The 16,131-nt window shown below is 64.0% G+C and carries 18 protein-coding genes; all 18 read right to left on the bottom strand.

Going from position 1 to position 16,131, the window contains the following annotated elements:
- Positions 1–5: 5 nt before the first annotated feature.
- Entirely contained in the window at positions 6–434 is a 429-nt protein-coding gene (locus A2Z13_01020) for a methylmalonyl-CoA mutase (GenBank protein OGP76417.1), read from the bottom strand.
- Positions 435–476: 42 nt separating this feature from the next.
- On the bottom strand, positions 477–2,156 hold the full coding sequence (locus A2Z13_01015) for a methylmalonyl-CoA mutase (protein ID OGP76416.1): 1,680 nt from the start codon (positions 2,154–2,156) through the stop codon (positions 477–479).
- 17 nt (positions 2,157–2,173) lie between these two features.
- Positions 2,174–2,713: a cob(I)yrinic acid a,c-diamide adenosyltransferase gene (locus A2Z13_01010; protein OGP76415.1), complete on the bottom strand. Its 540-nt coding sequence runs from the start codon at positions 2,711–2,713 to the stop codon at positions 2,174–2,176.
- A 7-nt stretch (positions 2,714–2,720) separates the two neighbouring features.
- Positions 2,721–3,854 (bottom strand): acyl-CoA dehydrogenase, encoded by a 1,134-nt coding sequence (locus tag A2Z13_01005; GenBank protein OGP76414.1) that lies wholly within the window; start codon positions 3,852–3,854, stop codon positions 2,721–2,723.
- Positions 3,855–3,859: 5 nt separating this feature from the next.
- The gene (locus tag A2Z13_01000; GenBank protein OGP76413.1) at positions 3,860–5,002 is read right to left on the bottom strand and encodes an acyl-CoA dehydrogenase; all 1,143 of its coding nucleotides are present in this window, start codon (positions 5,000–5,002) and stop codon (positions 3,860–3,862) included.
- Between the two features lie 40 nt (positions 5,003–5,042).
- Positions 5,043–5,825 (bottom strand): crotonase, encoded by a 783-nt coding sequence (locus A2Z13_00995; GenBank protein OGP76412.1) that lies wholly within the window; start codon positions 5,823–5,825, stop codon positions 5,043–5,045.
- An 11-nt stretch (positions 5,826–5,836) separates the two neighbouring features.
- Complete coding sequence (locus tag A2Z13_00990; protein OGP76411.1) at positions 5,837–6,694, bottom strand: 3-hydroxybutyryl-CoA dehydrogenase; 858 nt, start codon at positions 6,692–6,694, stop codon at positions 5,837–5,839.
- Positions 6,695–6,813: 119 nt separating this feature from the next.
- The gene (locus tag A2Z13_00985) at positions 6,814–7,992 is read right to left on the bottom strand and encodes an acetyl-CoA acetyltransferase (protein ID OGP76410.1); all 1,179 of its coding nucleotides are present in this window, start codon (positions 7,990–7,992) and stop codon (positions 6,814–6,816) included.
- 32 nt (positions 7,993–8,024) lie between these two features.
- Positions 8,025–8,423 carry a hypothetical protein gene (locus tag A2Z13_00980; protein ID OGP76409.1) on the bottom strand — a complete coding sequence of 133 codons (399 nt, stop codon included), beginning with the start codon at positions 8,421–8,423 and terminating at the stop codon, positions 8,025–8,027.
- An 89-nt stretch (positions 8,424–8,512) separates the two neighbouring features.
- Positions 8,513–9,565, bottom strand: a complete 1,053-nt coding sequence (locus A2Z13_00975) for a hypothetical protein (protein ID OGP76408.1) — start codon at positions 9,563–9,565, stop codon at positions 8,513–8,515.
- A gap of 6 nt (positions 9,566–9,571) precedes the next feature.
- Positions 9,572–10,177 carry a hypothetical protein gene (locus tag A2Z13_00970; GenBank protein ID OGP76436.1) on the bottom strand — a complete coding sequence of 202 codons (606 nt, stop codon included), beginning with the start codon at positions 10,175–10,177 and terminating at the stop codon, positions 9,572–9,574.
- A 28-nt stretch (positions 10,178–10,205) separates the two neighbouring features.
- Entirely contained in the window at positions 10,206–10,757 is a 552-nt protein-coding gene (locus A2Z13_00965; GenBank protein ID OGP76407.1) for a 2-oxoacid:ferredoxin oxidoreductase subunit gamma, read from the bottom strand.
- On the bottom strand, positions 10,754–11,533 hold the full coding sequence (locus A2Z13_00960; GenBank protein OGP76406.1) for a 2-oxoglutarate oxidoreductase: 780 nt from the start codon (positions 11,531–11,533) through the stop codon (positions 10,754–10,756). The genes A2Z13_00965 and A2Z13_00960 overlap by 4 nt, the downstream gene beginning before the upstream one ends.
- Positions 11,530–12,606, bottom strand: a complete 1,077-nt coding sequence (locus A2Z13_00955; GenBank protein OGP76405.1) for a 3-methyl-2-oxobutanoate dehydrogenase subunit VorB — start codon at positions 12,604–12,606, stop codon at positions 11,530–11,532. Before A2Z13_00955 ends, A2Z13_00960 begins: the two co-directional genes overlap by 4 nt.
- Positions 12,603–12,815 (bottom strand): 2-oxoacid:acceptor oxidoreductase, encoded by a 213-nt coding sequence (locus A2Z13_00950; GenBank protein OGP76404.1) that lies wholly within the window; start codon positions 12,813–12,815, stop codon positions 12,603–12,605. Before A2Z13_00950 ends, A2Z13_00955 begins: the two co-directional genes overlap by 4 nt.
- A 3-nt stretch (positions 12,816–12,818) precedes the next feature.
- Positions 12,819–13,775, bottom strand: coding sequence for a fructose-bisphosphatase, class II (locus A2Z13_00945; GenBank protein ID OGP76403.1), 957 nt, complete (start codon positions 13,773–13,775; stop codon positions 12,819–12,821).
- A 50-nt stretch (positions 13,776–13,825) separates the two neighbouring features.
- The gene (locus A2Z13_00940) at positions 13,826–15,061 is read right to left on the bottom strand and encodes a cofactor-independent phosphoglycerate mutase (GenBank protein OGP76402.1); all 1,236 of its coding nucleotides are present in this window, start codon (positions 15,059–15,061) and stop codon (positions 13,826–13,828) included.
- 11 nt (positions 15,062–15,072) lie between these two features.
- Positions 15,073–16,128, bottom strand: a complete 1,056-nt coding sequence (locus A2Z13_00935) for a threonine synthase (protein OGP76401.1) — start codon at positions 16,126–16,128, stop codon at positions 15,073–15,075.
- Between the last annotated feature and the right edge of the window lie 3 nt (positions 16,129–16,131).

Here is a 16,131-nt window from a genome sequence, read left to right as displayed (position 1 = left end):
TGACTCTATTTCCTGGGTTTGACCCGTTCGCGTACGTAGTTGACGATCTCCTGGAGCGTCGTCCCGGGCGTGAACATCCGGTCGACCCCCTTTTTCTTGAGCTTCGGGATGTCGTCGTCCGGGATGATCCCGCCGCCGAAGACCACGACGTCGTTCATCTTCTTTTCGCGGAGCATCTCCACGATCCGCGGCAGAAGGTAATTGTGCGCGCCGGAGAGGATCGAAAGCCCGATCCCGTCGACGTCCTCCTGTGCCGCGGCGCTCACGATCATCTCCGGGGTCTGGTGGAGGCCGGTGTAGATGACCTCGAACCCGGCGTCCCGCAACGCCCGGGCGATGATCTTCGCTCCCCGGTCGTGACCGTCCAGCCCCGGCTTGCCGACCAGGATGCGCACCTTGCGCTCCGGTTTTCTCCCTCTCGCCGTTTCCTGCATTCTTGCCGCTGCGCTCGCCATCTCGTCCCCCTTGTCGTTGGGTTAAAACATCGCCGGATCGGTGTAGGTGCCCATCGTCTCGCGCAAGGCGTCGCAGATCTCCCCAAGCGTCGCGTATTCTTTTACGGCGTCGAGGAGGAGCGGCATGAGATTCGTGTTCGACAACGACGCGTCCTTCAGCGCATCGATGCGGGACTTCACCCGCTTCGCGCTGCGCTTCCGGCGGACCTCCCGGGTCCTCTCGATCTGCCTCTTTTCCACGCGCTCGTCGATCTTCAGGAGCGGGATCGGGATCTCCTCCTGCTTTGTATAGCAGTTGACGCCGACGATTCTCTTCTCGCCGGCATCCACCAGCCGCTGGTAGTGGAACGCCGCGTCCGCGATCTCCCGCTGCGGGTATCCCCGCTTGACCGCCTTGACCATTCCTCCCATCTCGTCGATCTTCTGGATGTAGTTCAAGGCCTTTTCTTCCATCTCGTTGGTCAGTTTCTCGAGGAAAAACGACCCGCCCAAGGGGTCGATGGAGTTGGCCACCCCGGACTCCTCCGCGATGATCTGCTGGGTGCGGAGCGCGATGGTGGCGGCATGCTCGGTCGGGAGCGCCAGCGTCTCGTCCATCGAATTCGTGTGCAGCGACTGGGTCCCCCCAAGGACGGCGGAAAGCGCCTGGAGGGCGACGCGCACCACGTTGTTCACCGGCTGCTGCGCGGTCAGGGTGCAGCCGGCCGTCTGTGTGTGGAACCGGAGCTTCCAGGAATTCTCGTCCTTCGCCTTGAACCGGTCCTTCATGATGCGGGCCCACATGCGCCGGGCGGCGCGATACTTGGCGATCTCCTCGAAGAAGTCGACGTGGGCATTGAAGAAGTACGACAAGCGCGGGGCGAACTTATCCACCGGGATCCCCGCGTCGACCCCCGCCTGTACGTAGGCGATCCCGTCGGCGATGGTGAACGCCAGCTCTTGGACGGCCGTCGATCCCGCCTCCCGGATGTGGTAGCCGCTGATGCTGATGGTGTTCCACTTCGGCACGAGATCGGAGCAGTACCCTAGGATATCGGTGATGATCCGCATCGACGGATCGGGGGGGAATACCCACGCGTGCTGGGCGATGTACTCCTTGAGGATGTCGTTCTGGATCGTCCCGCCGAGCCTGTCGAAGGAGACCCCCTGCTTTTCGGCGACGCCCAGGTACATGGCGAAGATCATCGCCGCCGGGCCGTTGATCGTCATCGAGGTGGTGACCTTGTCCAGCGGGATGCCGTCGAACAGGATCTCCATGTCCTTCAGGGAGTCGACCGCCACCCCGCACTTCCCCACCTCCCCCTTGGCGCGCGGCGAGTCCGAGTCGTACCCCATCAGGGTCGGGAAGTGGAAGGCGGTCGACAGTCCGGTCTGCCCCTGGGCCAGGAGGAACTTGAACCGGGCGTTCGTGTCCTCCGCCGATCCGTAGCCCGCGAACTGCCGCATCGTCCACATCCGCCCCCGGTACATCGACGGCTGGACGCCGCGTGTATAAGGATAATCGCCGGGAAAGGAGAGCTCCCTGCCGTAATCGAACGATTCCAGAAGGTCCGGCGTATAGAGCGCGGCAATCTCCTCGTCCGACACCGTGGAGAACCGGGAGAGACGCTCCGGGGAACGGGAAAGGACCCGGTTCAGGGTCGTTTTTTCCCAACGCTTCTTTTCTTCCGAGATCTTCCGGGTCTTTTTCCTGTCGTACACGGTTCACCTCCCTCGCGTTACCGCTCCACCCCGACTCGCGCGTCGACGCCCTTCGCGTAATAATGTTTGACTTCCTTCATCTCCGTCACCAGGTCCGCGATTTCGATCACCGCCGCCGGCGCCCCCCTGCCGGTGAGGACGACCTCCATTCCGGCCGGTTTGTTCCTCAGGACCTCGACGACCTCCTCGCAGGGGATCAGGCCGAAGTCCATCGCGCAGTTGATCTCGTCGAGGACCAGGATGTCCGCCTTCCCGTCCAAGAGGATTCCTTTCGCCAGCCGCCACCCGTCCAACGCCAGCCGGATGTCCTCCGGATCGGGGTTCTTCCGGTTCACGAAGGTGTCCCTGCCGGCCTGGTGGATTTCCACGTAAGGGGCCAGCATCCTCGCTCCCTGGAGCTCCCCGTAGTCGATCCATCCCTTCATGAACTGGACGATCACGGTGTGAAGGCCGTGCCCTGCCGCGCGGACCGCCAGCCCGAGGGCGGCCGTCGTCTTCCCCTTGCCGTTGCCGGTGTAGACCTGGATGTATCCCTGTCCGAGGTTGCCCGGTTTCATGATCCGCCTACCGCAGGAGCGCCCGAGAGACGACGATCCGCTGGATCTCGGACGTCCCCTCGAAGATCGTGCTGACCTTGACGTCGCGCAGGTGTCGTTCCACGGGGTACTCCCGGATGTAGCCGTACCCGCCCAGGATCTGGACCGCTTTATGGCAGGCCCGGTTTGCCGCTTCCGAGGCGAACATCTTCGCCATCGACGCATCGCGTGTATACGGCCTTCCCTGCTCCTTGAGGAACGCGGCCCGATAGGCGAGGAGCTGCGCGGCGTCCAGCTCCGTTGCGGCGTCGGCCAGCATCCACTGGACCGCCTGGAATTCTGCGATCGGCTGGTCGAACTGTTTCCTGTCTTTCGCGTAGACCGTTGCCGTTTCAATGGCTGCCCGGGCGATCCCGATCGACAAGGACGCGATGCCGATGCGGCCCCCGTCCAGCGCCGCCATCGCGATCTTGAACCCGTCTCCGGCGCTTCCCAGCAGGTTTCGCTTCGGGACCCGGCATTCGTCGAACGTCAGGGAAACGGTGTGGGATCCCGTAAGCCCCATCTTGTGCTCGGCTTTGCCGACCGAAAAACCGGGCATCCCCGGCTCCACGAGGAAAGCGCCGATCCTCCTCGGCTCCCTCTGCGTCACCGCCATGACAATCGTCACCCCGGCGTAGGCGCCGTTGGTAACGAAGACCTTGTTCCCGGAGAGAACGTAGTGGTCGCCGTCCTCGACGGCGGCGGTTTTCAGGCTTCCCGCATCGGATCCCGCCGAGGGCTCCGTGAGAGCATACGCCCCCAGCAGGATGTCGTACGACGCCAGTCCGGGGAGGAATTTCCTTCGCTGCTCCTCGTTTCCGAACCGCCAGATGGTCTCGCCGACCATATTGGTCACGCCCATCCCGACCGCCGTGGAAGCGCATCCTCCGGCGACCTCCCGGAGGGCGACGTTATAGGCCAGCGCGCCCGCCTCCGATCCTCCGTAGGCCGCCGGGTAGAGCATCCCGAGGAGTCCCAGCTCGGCCAGCTGCCGCATGTTCTCTTCCGGATAGCGGGCCGCTTCGTCGATCTCCGCCGCTTTGGGCGCGAAAGACTTCCGCGCGAGCGACCGGACCATATCGAGGACTTGCTGCTGTTCGTCCGTCAGATCGAAGCGCATTCCGTTCAATCCTTGAGAAGCGCGGAGGCAATGACCAGACGCTGGATTTCCGATGTTCCTTCGTAGATCTCGGTGATCTTCGCGTCCCGGAAGTGCCGCTCGGCCGGGTATTCCTTGATGTACCCGTAGCCTCCGTGGATCTGGATCCCCTTCACGCCGGCGCGCATGGCGGTTTCCGAAGCGTACAGCTTCGCCATCGCGGACTCCTTGGAGTGCCGGCTTTTCCGGTCCTTGAGCCACGCCGCCCGGTAGGCCAGGAGCCTCGCCGCGTCGATCTCGGTCGCCATGTCCGCCAGCATCCACTGGATCGCCTGGAATTCGGCGATCGGCTGGCCGAACTGCTTCCGCTCCTTCGCATAGGCAAGCGCATCCTCCAGCGATGCCCGGGCGATCCCGATGGCCTGCGCGGCGATGCCGATCCGTCCCCCGTCCAGCGTGTTCATGGCGATTTTGAAACCTTCCCCTTCGTTCCCCAGCCGGTCCGCCGCAGGGATCTTTACATCCTCCAGGATTACGGAAGCGGTAGGAGAAGCTTTTATCCCCATTTTCTTTTCATGTTTACCAATAGATACGCCTGATAACTTCATGTCAAGGATGAAGGCTGTTATCCCCTTGTGCTTCTTCTCCTTGTCCGTCATCGCGAAGAGGATGCAGGTGTCTGCCTCGGGGGCGTTGGTGATGAAATTCTTCGTCCCGTTGACGACGTAGTGGTCGCTGTTCCGGACGGCAGTGGTCTTCTGGGAGCCTGCGTCGGAACCCGCCCCCGGCTCGGTCAGCCCGAAACACCCGAGCTTTTTCCCGGAAGCCAGCGGCACGAGGTACTTCGTCTTCTGCTCCTCCGTTCCGAACTTCAGGAGCGGATCGCAGACCAGCGAATTGTTCACCGACAGGATGACCGCCGTGGAGGCGCACGCCCGCGCGATCTCTTCCATCGCGATCGCGTAGCAGATGTTGTCCATCCCGGAGCCGCCGTACTCCTCGGGAACGGCGACCCCCATCAGGCCGAGCTCCGCCATCTGCCGCACGAGCTCCCCGGGATAGCGCCCCGTCTCGTCCAGCTCCGCGGCCTTGGGCAGGACCTCCTTCTGCGCGAAGTTCCGCGCCATCTCCTGGATCATCCGCTGCTCTTCCGTCAAGTCGAACACCATCTCGCGATCTCCCTGTGGGTATTTGGTTGCGCTCTCTTCTCTACTTGCCCGTGAAGACGGCTTTCCGCTTCGCAAGGAAGGCGGTCATCCCCTCGGCGCTGTCCGCGGTGGAGAAGCCCACGGCGAAGGCGTTCGCCTCCAGCGCGCACGCGTTGGATAGGTCGAGGTCCAGGCCCCGGTTCATTGCCATCTTCGCGGCGCGAACGGCGACCGGTCCCTTGGAGAGGATCTTCGCGGCCGCCTCGCGGGCGGCGTTCATCAGTTCGGGCTGCCGGACGACCCGGTTCACCAGGCCGATTTCATAGGCCCGCTGTGCGGTGATCATTTCCCCCGTCAGGACGAGCTCCTTCGCGAGGTTCCGCCCCACGAGGCGGGGGAGCCGCTGCGTGCCGCCGTACCCGGGGATGATGCCGAGACCGACCTCGGGCTGCCCGAACTTCGCGGTGTCGGCCGCGATCAGGAGGTCGCACGCCATTGCGAGCTCGCACCCTCCTCCCAGCGCATAGCCGTTGATCACGCCGATGACCGGCTGCGGGAGCCGCTCGATGCGCTCGAGGACCCCCTGCCCGAAAAGCGCGAACTCCAGGGCCTGGACAGGGGTGAAGTGTCGCATCTCGGAGATATCGGCGCCCGCCACGAACGCCTTTTCCCCCGCGCCCGTGAGCAGCACGACCCCTGCGTCCTCCCGGGCGGCGAGCTCCTCGAAGGCGGCCGATAGCTCCCGCATCGTGGCGGGGTTCAGCGCGTTCAGCGACTTGGGACGGTTGACGGTGATCGTCGCGATCTTGTCGGATACGGCAACGAGGAGGTTCGCGTATTCCATCTCTGCCTCCCTTATCCCTTCGGATAGGAATAGAAGCCGCGCCCGGTCTTCTTCCCCAGGTAGCCGGCCTCCACGTGCTTCTTGAGCAGCGGGCAGGGGCGGTACTTGGGATCCCCTAACCCCTCCTGCAGCACCTTCAGGACCTCCAGGCAGGTGTCCAGCCCGATGAGGTCGGCGAGCGCCAGGGGGCCCATCGGGTGGTTCGCCCCCATCCGCATGATGGCGTCGATGTCCTCGGGTTTTCCCACCCCTTCCATGAGCGCGTAGACGGCCTCGTTGATCATCGGCATCAGGATCCGGTTGGCGACGAACCCCGGGTAGTCGTTGGCGGGTACCGGCTCCTTCCCGAGGCGGCGGGAGAGGTCCATCGTCGCGTCGAACGTCTCCTGGGACGTCTGCAGGCCCCGGATGACCTCGATCAGTTTCATCAGCGGCACGGGGTTCATGAAGTGCATCCCGACGACCTTCTCCGGCCGCCGGGTCACCGAGGCGATCCCCGTGATGGAGATCGACGATGTGTTGGTGGCCAGGATCTTCCCCGCGGGGACGACTTCGTCCAGCTTCCGGAACAGCGTGTGTTTCAAATCGACTCGCTCGGTCGCCGCTTCGATCGCGAAGTCGCAGGCGGAGAAGTCGGAAAGGTTCGTCGTGGCGACAAGGTTCCCCAGCATTTTCTCCCGGTCCGCCGCGGTGATCTTCTCCTTTCGGACGAGGATCTCCAGACCCTTCTCGATGCCGGCGCGCCCTCTCGAGAGGAACGCGTCGGATACGTCGTTCAGCAGAACCTTGAACCCGCTCATGAGGGCTACCTGGGCGATCCCGCCGCCCATCTGCCCCGCTCCAACTACTCCGATGGTCTTCAGCTCCACATCTTCCTCCTTTATATTGCTTACCGCGGGATTCCGCAGCGGAGAGGAAGCCCCCCGCGAGGAATCCAGCGGTAAACAACCGATTGACGCCGAAGTGGAGCCGTAGCCCCGCGCATTCGTCAGATCCGCTCGACCAGCATCGCGACCGCTTCGCCGCCGCCGATGCACAGCGACGCGATTCCGAGCTTTTCGTTCCGGTCTTCCATCGCGTAGAGAAGCGTCGTCAGGATCCGTGCGCCCGATGCGCCGATCGGGTGTCCCAACGACACCGCGCCGCCGTTCACGTTGACCCGGCCCGGGTCGAGCTTCAACCCCCGGATCGCGGCGATGGCGACGCCGGAGAACGCTTCGTTGATCTCGTAGAGCCCCACCTTGTCCTTGTCGACCCCGGTCTTCTGCAGGAGCTTCCGGATGGCGTCGATCGGGGCCACGGTGAACCACACCGGTTCCATGGAGGCCGTGGAATAGCCGAGGATCCTGGCGAGCGGCCGGATTCCGCGGCGTTTCGCGTTCTCCGCCGACATCACCACCACCGCCGCCGCGCCGTCATTGATCGTCGAGGCGTTCCCCGCCGTGACGGTGCCGTCCTTCTGGAACACCGGCTTCAGCGAGGAGAGCTTGGAGACGTTCCCGCGGCCAGGCTCCTCGTCCACCTTGAACACCAGGGGGTCGCCTTTCCGCTGCGGAATTTCGACGCCGACGATCTCCTTCTCGAATTTCCCTTCCCGGATCGCCGCAAGCGCCCGGTTATAGGAGGATGCCGCGAACTCGTCCTGTTCCTCGCGGGTGATGCGGTGCTCCTTGGCCAGCAGCTCCGCGCAATTTCCCATGTGGAGGTTGTTGTAGACGTCCCACAGCCCGTCGATGATCATGTGGTCGTAGATCGTGTCGTTTCCCAGCCGGTATCCCGATCGGGCTTTCTTCAGCAGGTAGGGGGCCTGGGTCATCGACTCCATGCCGCCCGCGACGATCACTTCGAACTCGTCGGTCGCGACCGCCTGCTCCGCCAGCATGACGGATTTCAGGCCCGAGCCGCACATCTTGTTGATCGTCATGGCGCCGGCGGAGACCGGGACCCCGGCGTAGATGCCGGCCTGTCGTGCGGGGGCCTGCCCGGCTCCGGCGGGAAGGACATTTCCCATGATGACCTGGTCCACGTCTTCCTTCTTGATCCCGCTGCGGGTAATCGCCTCCGCAATCGAGATCGCGCCGAGCCTGGGGGCCGGAATGTCCCCGATCGTCCCGTTGAGGCTTCCGATTGCCGTCCTTGCCGCTCCGGTGATGACCACTTCCTTCATGGCGTTCTCCTTGGGCGAACGTTCGCCGGGGTTCACGTTTCCTGCGGCAGCTTCCCGCGCAGCCGCACCTGGTATTCCCGGATCTCCTTCTTGAGCGCGATCAGCTGGTTGATCCGATCGTCGATCTGGGCGGCCCGCTGGTCCAGGAGGACGATCAGCTTGGGGATGATTTCCCGGTTGTTGCGCTGCTCCCGGTAGATCTTCTCCAGCTCGATCATCTCCGCGAGGGACAGTCCCAGCATCTTGAGCCGGTTGATGAATTTCAGCCGCCGGACGTCGTCGTCCGTGTAGACGCGCTTCCCGTTCTCGATCCGGCGGACGCTGTGCAGGAGGCCGATCTCTTCGTAATACCGGATGGTCCTCTGGGTGAGGTTCACCATCCGGCTCAGTTCGCCGATCGTATAGGTCGGTATGCTCTCGGCGGACCCCATATTTACCACCTTACGTTAACTGGCAAAGATCGTATCCAAAATCCCCGAAACGTGTCAATCCCAATTTTCCCGTTCGGCAGGAGACTCCTCTACCCGCTCGACGCGATGAACGATGAGACCTTTTCTTTTTCCCGTTCCGAAAATCGCGAAGAAGAATCCAGTTCCAGTGAGAGAAACGGGATACCCCGCTTCCCGGCCTCCGCGGCAAGCTTCCCGGCCTCTTCCGGGAAAGCGGCCGAGCCTGTCGCGAGGTAAAGGAACCGGTCCGCTCCGGATGCCTCGATTCGCGTAAGCACGCGGACAGCCCACGAAGGCTCCACTTCCGTCTCCGTCTTCCCGAGAATTTGGGCCCTCAAGCGGCGTGAAAGCGAAAGCAGAGGATCCCCCCTTTCATCGGCCATCGCTTCATTGTTTCGGTGCCCCGCGTCGAGGTCATCTCCAACCAGGACCCCCCCCGCACTGTCGATGGCCTCCATGACGGGCCGGGGTGCCATCCTTCCTCCCAGGAAGAGCCTGGCCCGAAAATGCCGCGCCGGCGCCGGATCGCGGGAAAGCGCGGCCCGAAGCAGCAAGGTGTGCGCCTCCCTGGGCAGCGCCATCGCGGAGCGCAGCAACCAGAAAACCTCGAGGGCCGAATAGGCTCCTGGAGATGCCGCCAGCCTTCCTTCCAGCAAGGAGATGAACCCCCGGTTTTCGTTGAAGATGGAGATGGACTTCGAAAGCGCCCCGTCGGAGGCCGGCCTTCCCGAGATTTCACCGGCCCACTCGCGAAGCCGCTCGACCTGATCGAGCGTCTCCTCCGTCGAAGGGACTTTCATGCTCCTGGGTGTGAAGCGAAGGGAAACCTGCGGCTGTCCGGAAGCCATCTCGGTCAGGAATCTTTCGGGCTCCGCAGGGAGGCCCGGAACGGGAGGGAAGACCCAGCCGTCGAGAACTTCCCAGGAGGCGGGAGAATCTCCGTATTCATCCCCCCAGACCGTTACGGGGAGCATCCCCGCGGCGTGAAGGATCTCTTCCGGGATAAAAAGAGGGAGACAGCCGACGGCCTTGCGCCCAGTCAGGGCTTTCCAGCGGGATGCCGCGCGCGCGGGGTCCTCTGAGGTCCGTCTCGCAAATCGGAGCGCGCCGTCCGCCGCGCCCACGGCCCCTCACTTGCCCTGGTAGAGAACCGCGAGGATCAGCGCTTCCTTCTCCTCGGCCGAGTGGACGTGGTGCGGGATCGTGGAATTGTAGTAGATGCAGTCCCCCTCGCCGAGCAGGTCGGAATATTTGTCCAGGAAGACCTCCACCCGTCCGGAAAGGACGTAGAGGAACTCCTCCCCTTCGTGGGAGTTCCGCACCACGTTCCGGTCGATCAGCGGTTTCAGGCGTACCAGGAACGGCTCCATCTTCCGGCCGGCCTTCCCGGCGCCGAGCGCCTCGTAGGTGTAGGCCGATTGGCCTCCATCCTTCAACCCCACCCGGGAGACGGTCGTCCGGTCCTGTTTCCGGACGATCGAGAATTCCCGCTCCTCCTTGCCGATGAAGGAGGAAACGTAGGTGTCGAGGGCATTGGCGATTTTCACCAGCGTTCCCAGAGGGGGGGAGGTCATGCGGTTCTCGATCTGCGACAGCAACGCCGTCGAGAACCCCGTCTTTTCCGCCAGCTGCTGGAGGGAGAGGCCCCTGGATTCCCGGAACTCCCGGATGTGGTCGCCTACCTGTACCTCCGGATCCCCGGCGGCCGGTCCCCAGTCACCCGACTCCTCTGCGATCTTGGAAAGCAGGTCGTCCAACGATTCGTCACGGGTGATGTCGGGCAAAGGATTCTCCCTCCTTCAGGGCGTTGACGTTGAGCGGGATGAACTTCTCGTATTTTTTCGAGATGACCTTTGGGAGGCAGTCGAACAGCGTCTGCATCCGGACCACACCGGCGACCGTCACGTAGGCCCCCAAGGCCACCATCGAGGCCAGCTGCTGGCTCCCGACGACCTCCCGCGCGATGTCGTTGGCCGGGATCGACAGCAGCCGCAGGTCGCCGCGGCCGACCTTCGCCGGATCGACCAGCGATCGGTTGATCACCAGGTCGCCTCCCTCCTGGAGCATCGGGAGATACTTCTCCAGCGACGGGCCGTTCATGATGACGCATGCTTTCGGGCGCCCCACCACGGGGGACCCGATCTCCTCGTCGGAGATGACGACCGTGCAATTGGCGGTCCCCCCGCGCATCTCGACCCCGTAGGCGGGGAAATAGGTGACGTGCTTCCCCTCCTCCATCGCCGCGATGGACAGGAGATTCCCGATCATGAGAATCCCCTGGCCTCCGAACCCCGCCATGATGACGTCGGTGTTCATACGAAATCCGCCTGCTTGCGTTCCTTGAACACGCCCAGCGGGAAATATTCCGACATCTCCCCGAGGACCCGCTTCTGGGCGTCGACGGGCTTCATTCCCCAGTTCGTCGGGCAGGTGGAGAGGAACTCCACGATCGAGAACCCCATCTCCTTGAGCTGCATGTCGAACGCTTTTTTCACCGCCTCCTTGGCCTTGCGGATCTGCGCCGGCGTGCTGGTCGCCACCCGCGCCGAGTAGGCCGTCCCTTCCAGGGGGGCCAGCAGCTCGGCCATCTTGATCGGATAGCCGTCTTTCCGGAAGTCACGCCCGTAGGGGGAAGTGGATGTCTTCTGGCCGAGCATCGTCGTTGGGGCCATCTGTCCGCCCGTCATCCCGTATGTCGTGTTGTTGACGAAGATGACGGTGATGTTCTCCCCGCGGTTCGCGGCATGGATGACCTCGGAGGTCCCGATGGCTGCGAGATCGCCGTCCCCCTGGTAGGTGAAGACGAACTTGTCCGGCTGGGCCCGCTTGACGCCCGTGGCCACCGCCGGCGCGCGTCCGTGGGGGGCTTCCGCCACGTCGACGTCGATGTAGTCGTACAAAAACACCGAGCACCCAACGCAGGCAACGCCGATCGTTTTTTCCCGCAGCCCGAAATGGTCGATTGTCGCGGCCACGATCCGGTGCGCGATCCCGTGGTGGCAGCCGGGGCAGAAGTGGGTTTTCACGTTTACCAGGCTCTTCGGCCGGGAGAACACCTGCTTCTCGAAGCGATCCTTGCCTTCCGTCGTCATGCCGCCCTTCCCGCCAGTCTCCGGATCTCCCCGTGGATCTCCTCGGGAGTAGGCATTGCGCAGGGCTTTCCGAGGAACCGGACCTTGTCGTGAAACGTCGTACTGACCTTCACGTCTTCCAGCATCTGCCCGGTGTTCATCTCGATCACCAGCACGACGTCCGCGAGCCTGGCGACCGCATCGACCCGGGCGGAGGGGAAGGGAAACAGGGTGACCGGCCGCAGCATGCCGACCGCGATCCCTTCCTTCCGGGCCCACTGGATGGCGGTCTTGCTCACCCGCGCAGCGGTCCCGAAGGCGACGATCGCGATCTTCGCTCCGTCGAGGCGGTAGTCCTCGTAGCGAACCTCCTCTTCCTGCATCCGCAGGTATTTCCGGTGGAGCTTCCAGTTGTGGATCTCGATCGCGTTGTCCTTGAGATACAGCGATTTGAGGTGCTTCCTCGGACGGCCCTCGCAACCGGTCAACGCCCAGGGCTTCTCCAGGGAAACGCCCGGTACGTACGGGATCGTCTCGAAAGGCTCCTTCATCTGTCCCACGATCGCGTCCCCGAGGATCATGGCGGGATTCCGGTACTTGTCGGCGAGGTCGAAGGCGAGCATCGTCAGGGAGTACATCTCCTGGACCGAATGCGGCGCCAGGACGGGCATCCGGTACCCCCCGTGGCCGCCGCACTTGACCGCCTGGAAGTAGTCGCCCTGCGACGGGGCGATCCCGCCCAGCCCGGGTCCGGACCGCGAGATATTGACGATGACGGCGGGCAGCTCCGATCCGGCCATGTAGGAGAGCCCCTCCTGCATCAGCGAAATCCCGGGCCCCGAAGAAGAGGTCATCACCCGCTTTCCCGAAGCCGAGGTCCCCAGGATGAAGTTGATCGTGGCGATCTCGCTCTCCGCCTGGAGGAAGGTCCCCCCGATCGGCGGCAGGTGGGCGGACATATATTCGGGGATGTCGTTCTGCGGGGTGATCGGATAGCCGTAGTAGAACCGGCACCCCGCGGCGATTGCGCCGACGCAGATCGCCTCGTTCCCTTTCATCAGGAGGCGGTGCGCGGCGGCCGTCGCCAGGCTCATCGCCAAACCTCGATGCACACGTCCGGGCAGGCCTCCGCGCAGATCACGCACCCCGTGCAGTCCTCTGGCCTTGCGAAGACCGCGGCCGCGTAGCCCTGCGGGTTGATCTTCACGCCGATCTCGATGCAGTTCGTCGGGCAGGCGGGCACGCACAGCTCGCAGGCCTTGCACCGCTTGAAGTCGATTTCAATGCGCCCCGTAGCGTCCATCGATCAATCGTACTTCGGCTTGAGTTCGAAGAAGTGGGTCGTATCGATGGTCCGGAGGGTCTTCGATTTAGAGCGCATCACGATCGATTGCGTGTGCGCCCCCCCGCTGAAGAACCGGACGCCTTTCAGGAAATCCCCGAAGGTCACCCCGGTTGCGGCGAACATCACTTCGGTACGGGCGAGTTCGTCCATCCGGTAGACCCGGTTCGGGTCGTCCACGCCCATCGCCTTCGCCCGCTCGGCCTCCTCCTTGTTGCGGAACTTGAGGATCCCCTGGAAGTCCCCGTCGATGCATTTCAGCGCGGCTGCCGCGAGCACGCCTTCCGGCGCTCCGCCGATTCCCATCAGCACGTCGACCCCCGATTCTTCCTTCGCCGTTGCGATGGCGCCCGCCACGTCGCCGTCGCCGATCAGCTTGATCCGCGCGCCGGATTCCCGGCACTCCCGGATGAGCTCCTGGTGGCGGGGCCGATCGAGGATGATGACGCAGAGGTCCTCCACGTATTTCCGGAGCGCCTTGGCGATGCTGCGGAGGTTCTCCGTGGGAGAAGCCAGGATGTCGATGGAGCCCTTTGCCTTCGGACCGACCGCTATTTTCTGCATGTAGGTGTCCGGGGCGTGGAGGAACCCGCCCTCTTCCGCGATCGCGATGACGGCAAGGGCGTTGTTGCCGCCCGTGGCGACGATGCTCGTCCCCTCCAGGGGGTCCACCGCGATGTCGACGCGGGGGGAGTCGGAGGCCCCGACCTCCTCGCCGATGTAGAGCATGGGAGCCTCGTCGCGCTCCCCTTCCCCGATCACCACGCGCCCCTTGAACTGGACGAAGTTCAAGGCCTTCCTCATGGCGGTCACCGCCGCCTCGTCCGCTGCGACGTTGTCTCCCCGTCCCATCAACCGGGCGGCCGCCAGCGCCGCCGCTTCCGTTACCCGGACCACTTCCAGCGCCAGATTTCGGTCCACGCTATTCCCCTTTCTCCACGGATTGATCCACCGATTTCTCTACCGTGCACTCATTCGCGGCCGAGGAGGTAGCCGATCAGGCGTGTCCCGATCTCCACGAAATTCCCGGTTTCCCTCGCGTCGGCCTCCGTGTACCGTTTGCCCGGGAATGTGGCCATCCCTTCCGGGGCCGGATAGAATACGAAGGGGACCGGCTCCTGGGCGTGGGTCCGGATGGCGACCGGCGTGGGGTGGTCAGGAAGCACGAGGAGGACCAGGTCCCCACCGTCCCTTGCGCGGGGAAGAATCAGGGAAAGCATTTCCTTGTCGATCCGCTCGATCGCGCGCACCTTGTCGGGGGCGCTTCCGTTGTGCCCCGCCTCGTCGGGAGCTTCCACGTGGATGAGCACGAAGTCCTTCTCCTCCAGCGCCTTGAGGGCGTACTCGGCTTTCCCTCGGAAATTGGTGTCCACGTATCCCGTGGCGCCCGGCACCTGGATGACCGACAGGCCGCAATAGATCCCGATCCCCTTGATGAGGTCGACGGCGGCGACCACCGAGCCCGAGAGTCCGTATTTTTCCGTAAAGGGGGTGATCCGAGGCGCCTTCCCCTGCCCCCAGAGCCAGATGGAGTTCCCCGGAAGCTTCCCCTCCGCGCGGCGCTTCCGGTTGACGGGGTGGTCCTCGAACACCTCCCGCGAAATCGCCATCAGGTCGAGGAGCATTTCCGCCCCTTCCCCCCTGGGGAGGTACTCCGTGATCTTCTTCCCGTGGATGTCGTGCGGGGGGGTCGTCTCCACGGCGTCGTTGCCGTTCGGCCAGATCATCAGGTTCCGGTAGCTCACGCCCGGAAAGAAGCGGACGCCGGCGTCCCCTCCCCCCGATGGGAACGAACCGCCGATCTTCTCCTGGAGAACTTTCAGGAGTTCCGCCGACTCCGCCGACGAGATATGGCCGGCGGAAAAATCCTCCATCTCGGTATCCGCGCCGTTGTTCTTCAGCGCGACGACGTTGCAGCGGACCGCCACGTCGTCCTTGCCGAGTTCGATCCCCATCGAAGCGGCCTCCAGAGGGGACCGGCCCGTGTATACCTCGCGGGGATCGTAGCCGACGATGCTCAGGTTCGACACATCGCTGCCCGGGTACATCTCCTTCGGCACGACCTGGACCATCCCCAGCGCGCCGTGGGAAGCCATGTAATCCAGGTTGGGGATTTCCGCAGCTTCCAGGGGCGTCCGGTTTCCGAGGGAGGCGATGGGCCAGTCGGACATGCCGTCCCCGATGAGGATGAGATACTTACGCCGCATGGTGGTTCTCCTTAAAAACCAAGAACTTTCATGACTTCGTCCATCACGGGGGGGATGGTCACCGGGGCCACGGACTGCGCGATCGCGTTGTCCGGGTCCTTCAGACCGTGCCCGGTGAGCGTGCATACGATACGGTCGCCGCTCAGGAAAAACGACTCCTTGGATGATTTTATCACACCGGCGATGGAGGCCGCCGACGCCGGCTCGCAAAAGATTCCTTCCGTCTCGGCGACGAGCTTGTAGGCCTCCAGGATTTCGGCGTCGCTCACCATCCGGATAAGCCCTCCGGACTCGTCCCGCGCGGCTTCCGCCTTCTTCCAGGAGGCCGGGTTGCCGATCCGGATCGCGGTGGCCACCGTTTCGGGCTTTTCGACGGGGTAGCCCCGCACGATCGGCGCGGCGCCTTCCGCCTGCCATCCCAGCATCTTCGGGAGCTTTCCGATCCTGCCCGCCTCCCGGTAGGCCTTGTAGCCCGCCCAATATGCGGTGATGTTTCCCGCGTTCCCGACGGGGAGCACATGGTAATCGGGGGCGTCGCCCAAAGCGTCGCAGATCTCGAACGCGGCGCTCTTCTGTCCCTCGATCCGGTAGGGATTGAGCGAGTTGACCAGGGTCACGGGGTACTTCCCCGAGATCTCCCTCACCAGCGTCAGAGCCTGGTCGAAATTCCCCAGGATCTGGATCACCCGCGCCCCGTGGATCATCGCCTGCGACAGCTTCCCCAGGGCGATCCGTCCTTCCGGGATCAGCACGAACGCCTTCATCCCCGCCCGCGCCGCGTAGGCCGCCGCGGAAGCCGAGGTGTTCCCGGTGGAGGCGCAGATCACCGAGTCGGACCCGGCGGCTTTGGCCTTCGACACCGCCATCGTCATCCCCCGGTCCTTGAAGGACCCGGTGGGATTCAGCCCCTCGTACTTCAGGAAGATCTCCGTTCCGGGGGCAATCTGGCTCGCCAGGCCTGGCGCCGGCACCAACGGGGTGTTGCCTTCCAGCAGCGTCACCACGCAGTCGTCCGGGACTTGCGGAAGAAAGGCGGAATAGTGGCGGATGACCCCTTCCCAGTGCATCGC

This window comes from Deltaproteobacteria bacterium RBG_16_64_85, from assembly GCA_001798885.1.
GTDB lineage: Bacteria > Desulfobacterota > Deferrimicrobia > Deferrimicrobiales > Deferrimicrobiaceae > FEB-35.
This window is presented reverse-complemented; position numbering and strand designations above follow the sequence as displayed.

Coding starts and splice junctions, on each gene's coding strand:
- A2Z13_01020 (OGP76417.1), bottom strand. CDS start 434: ATGCAGGAAACGGCGAGAGGGAGAAAACCGGAGCGCAAGGTGCGCATC.
- A2Z13_01010 (OGP76415.1), bottom strand. CDS start 2,713: ATGAAACCGGGCAACCTCGGACAGGGATACATCCAGGTCTACACCGGC.
- A2Z13_01005 (OGP76414.1), bottom strand. CDS start 3,854: ATGCGCTTCGATCTGACGGACGAACAGCAGCAAGTCCTCGATATGGTC.
- A2Z13_01000 (OGP76413.1), bottom strand. CDS start 5,002: ATGGTGTTCGACTTGACGGAAGAGCAGCGGATGATCCAGGAGATGGCG.
- A2Z13_00995 (OGP76412.1), bottom strand. CDS start 5,825: ATGGAATACGCGAACCTCCTCGTTGCCGTATCCGACAAGATCGCGACG.
- A2Z13_00985 (OGP76410.1), bottom strand. CDS start 7,992: ATGAAGGAAGTGGTCATCACCGGAGCGGCAAGGACGGCAATCGGAAGC.
- A2Z13_00980 (OGP76409.1), bottom strand. CDS start 8,423: ATGGGGTCCGCCGAGAGCATACCGACCTATACGATCGGCGAACTGAGC.
- A2Z13_00965 (OGP76407.1), bottom strand. CDS start 10,757: ATGAACACCGACGTCATCATGGCGGGGTTCGGAGGCCAGGGGATTCTC.
- A2Z13_00960 (OGP76406.1), bottom strand. CDS start 11,533: ATGACGACGGAAGGCAAGGATCGCTTCGAGAAGCAGGTGTTCTCCCGG.
- A2Z13_00955 (OGP76405.1), bottom strand. CDS start 12,606: ATGAGCCTGGCGACGGCCGCCGCGCACCGCCTCCTGATGAAAGGGAAC.
- A2Z13_00950 (OGP76404.1), bottom strand. CDS start 12,815: ATGGACGCTACGGGGCGCATTGAAATCGACTTCAAGCGGTGCAAGGCC.
- A2Z13_00940 (OGP76402.1), bottom strand. CDS start 15,061: ATGCGGCGTAAGTATCTCATCCTCATCGGGGACGGCATGTCCGACTGG.
- A2Z13_00935 (OGP76401.1), bottom strand. CDS start 16,128: ATGCACTGGGAAGGGGTCATCCGCCACTATTCCGCCTTTCTTCCGCAA.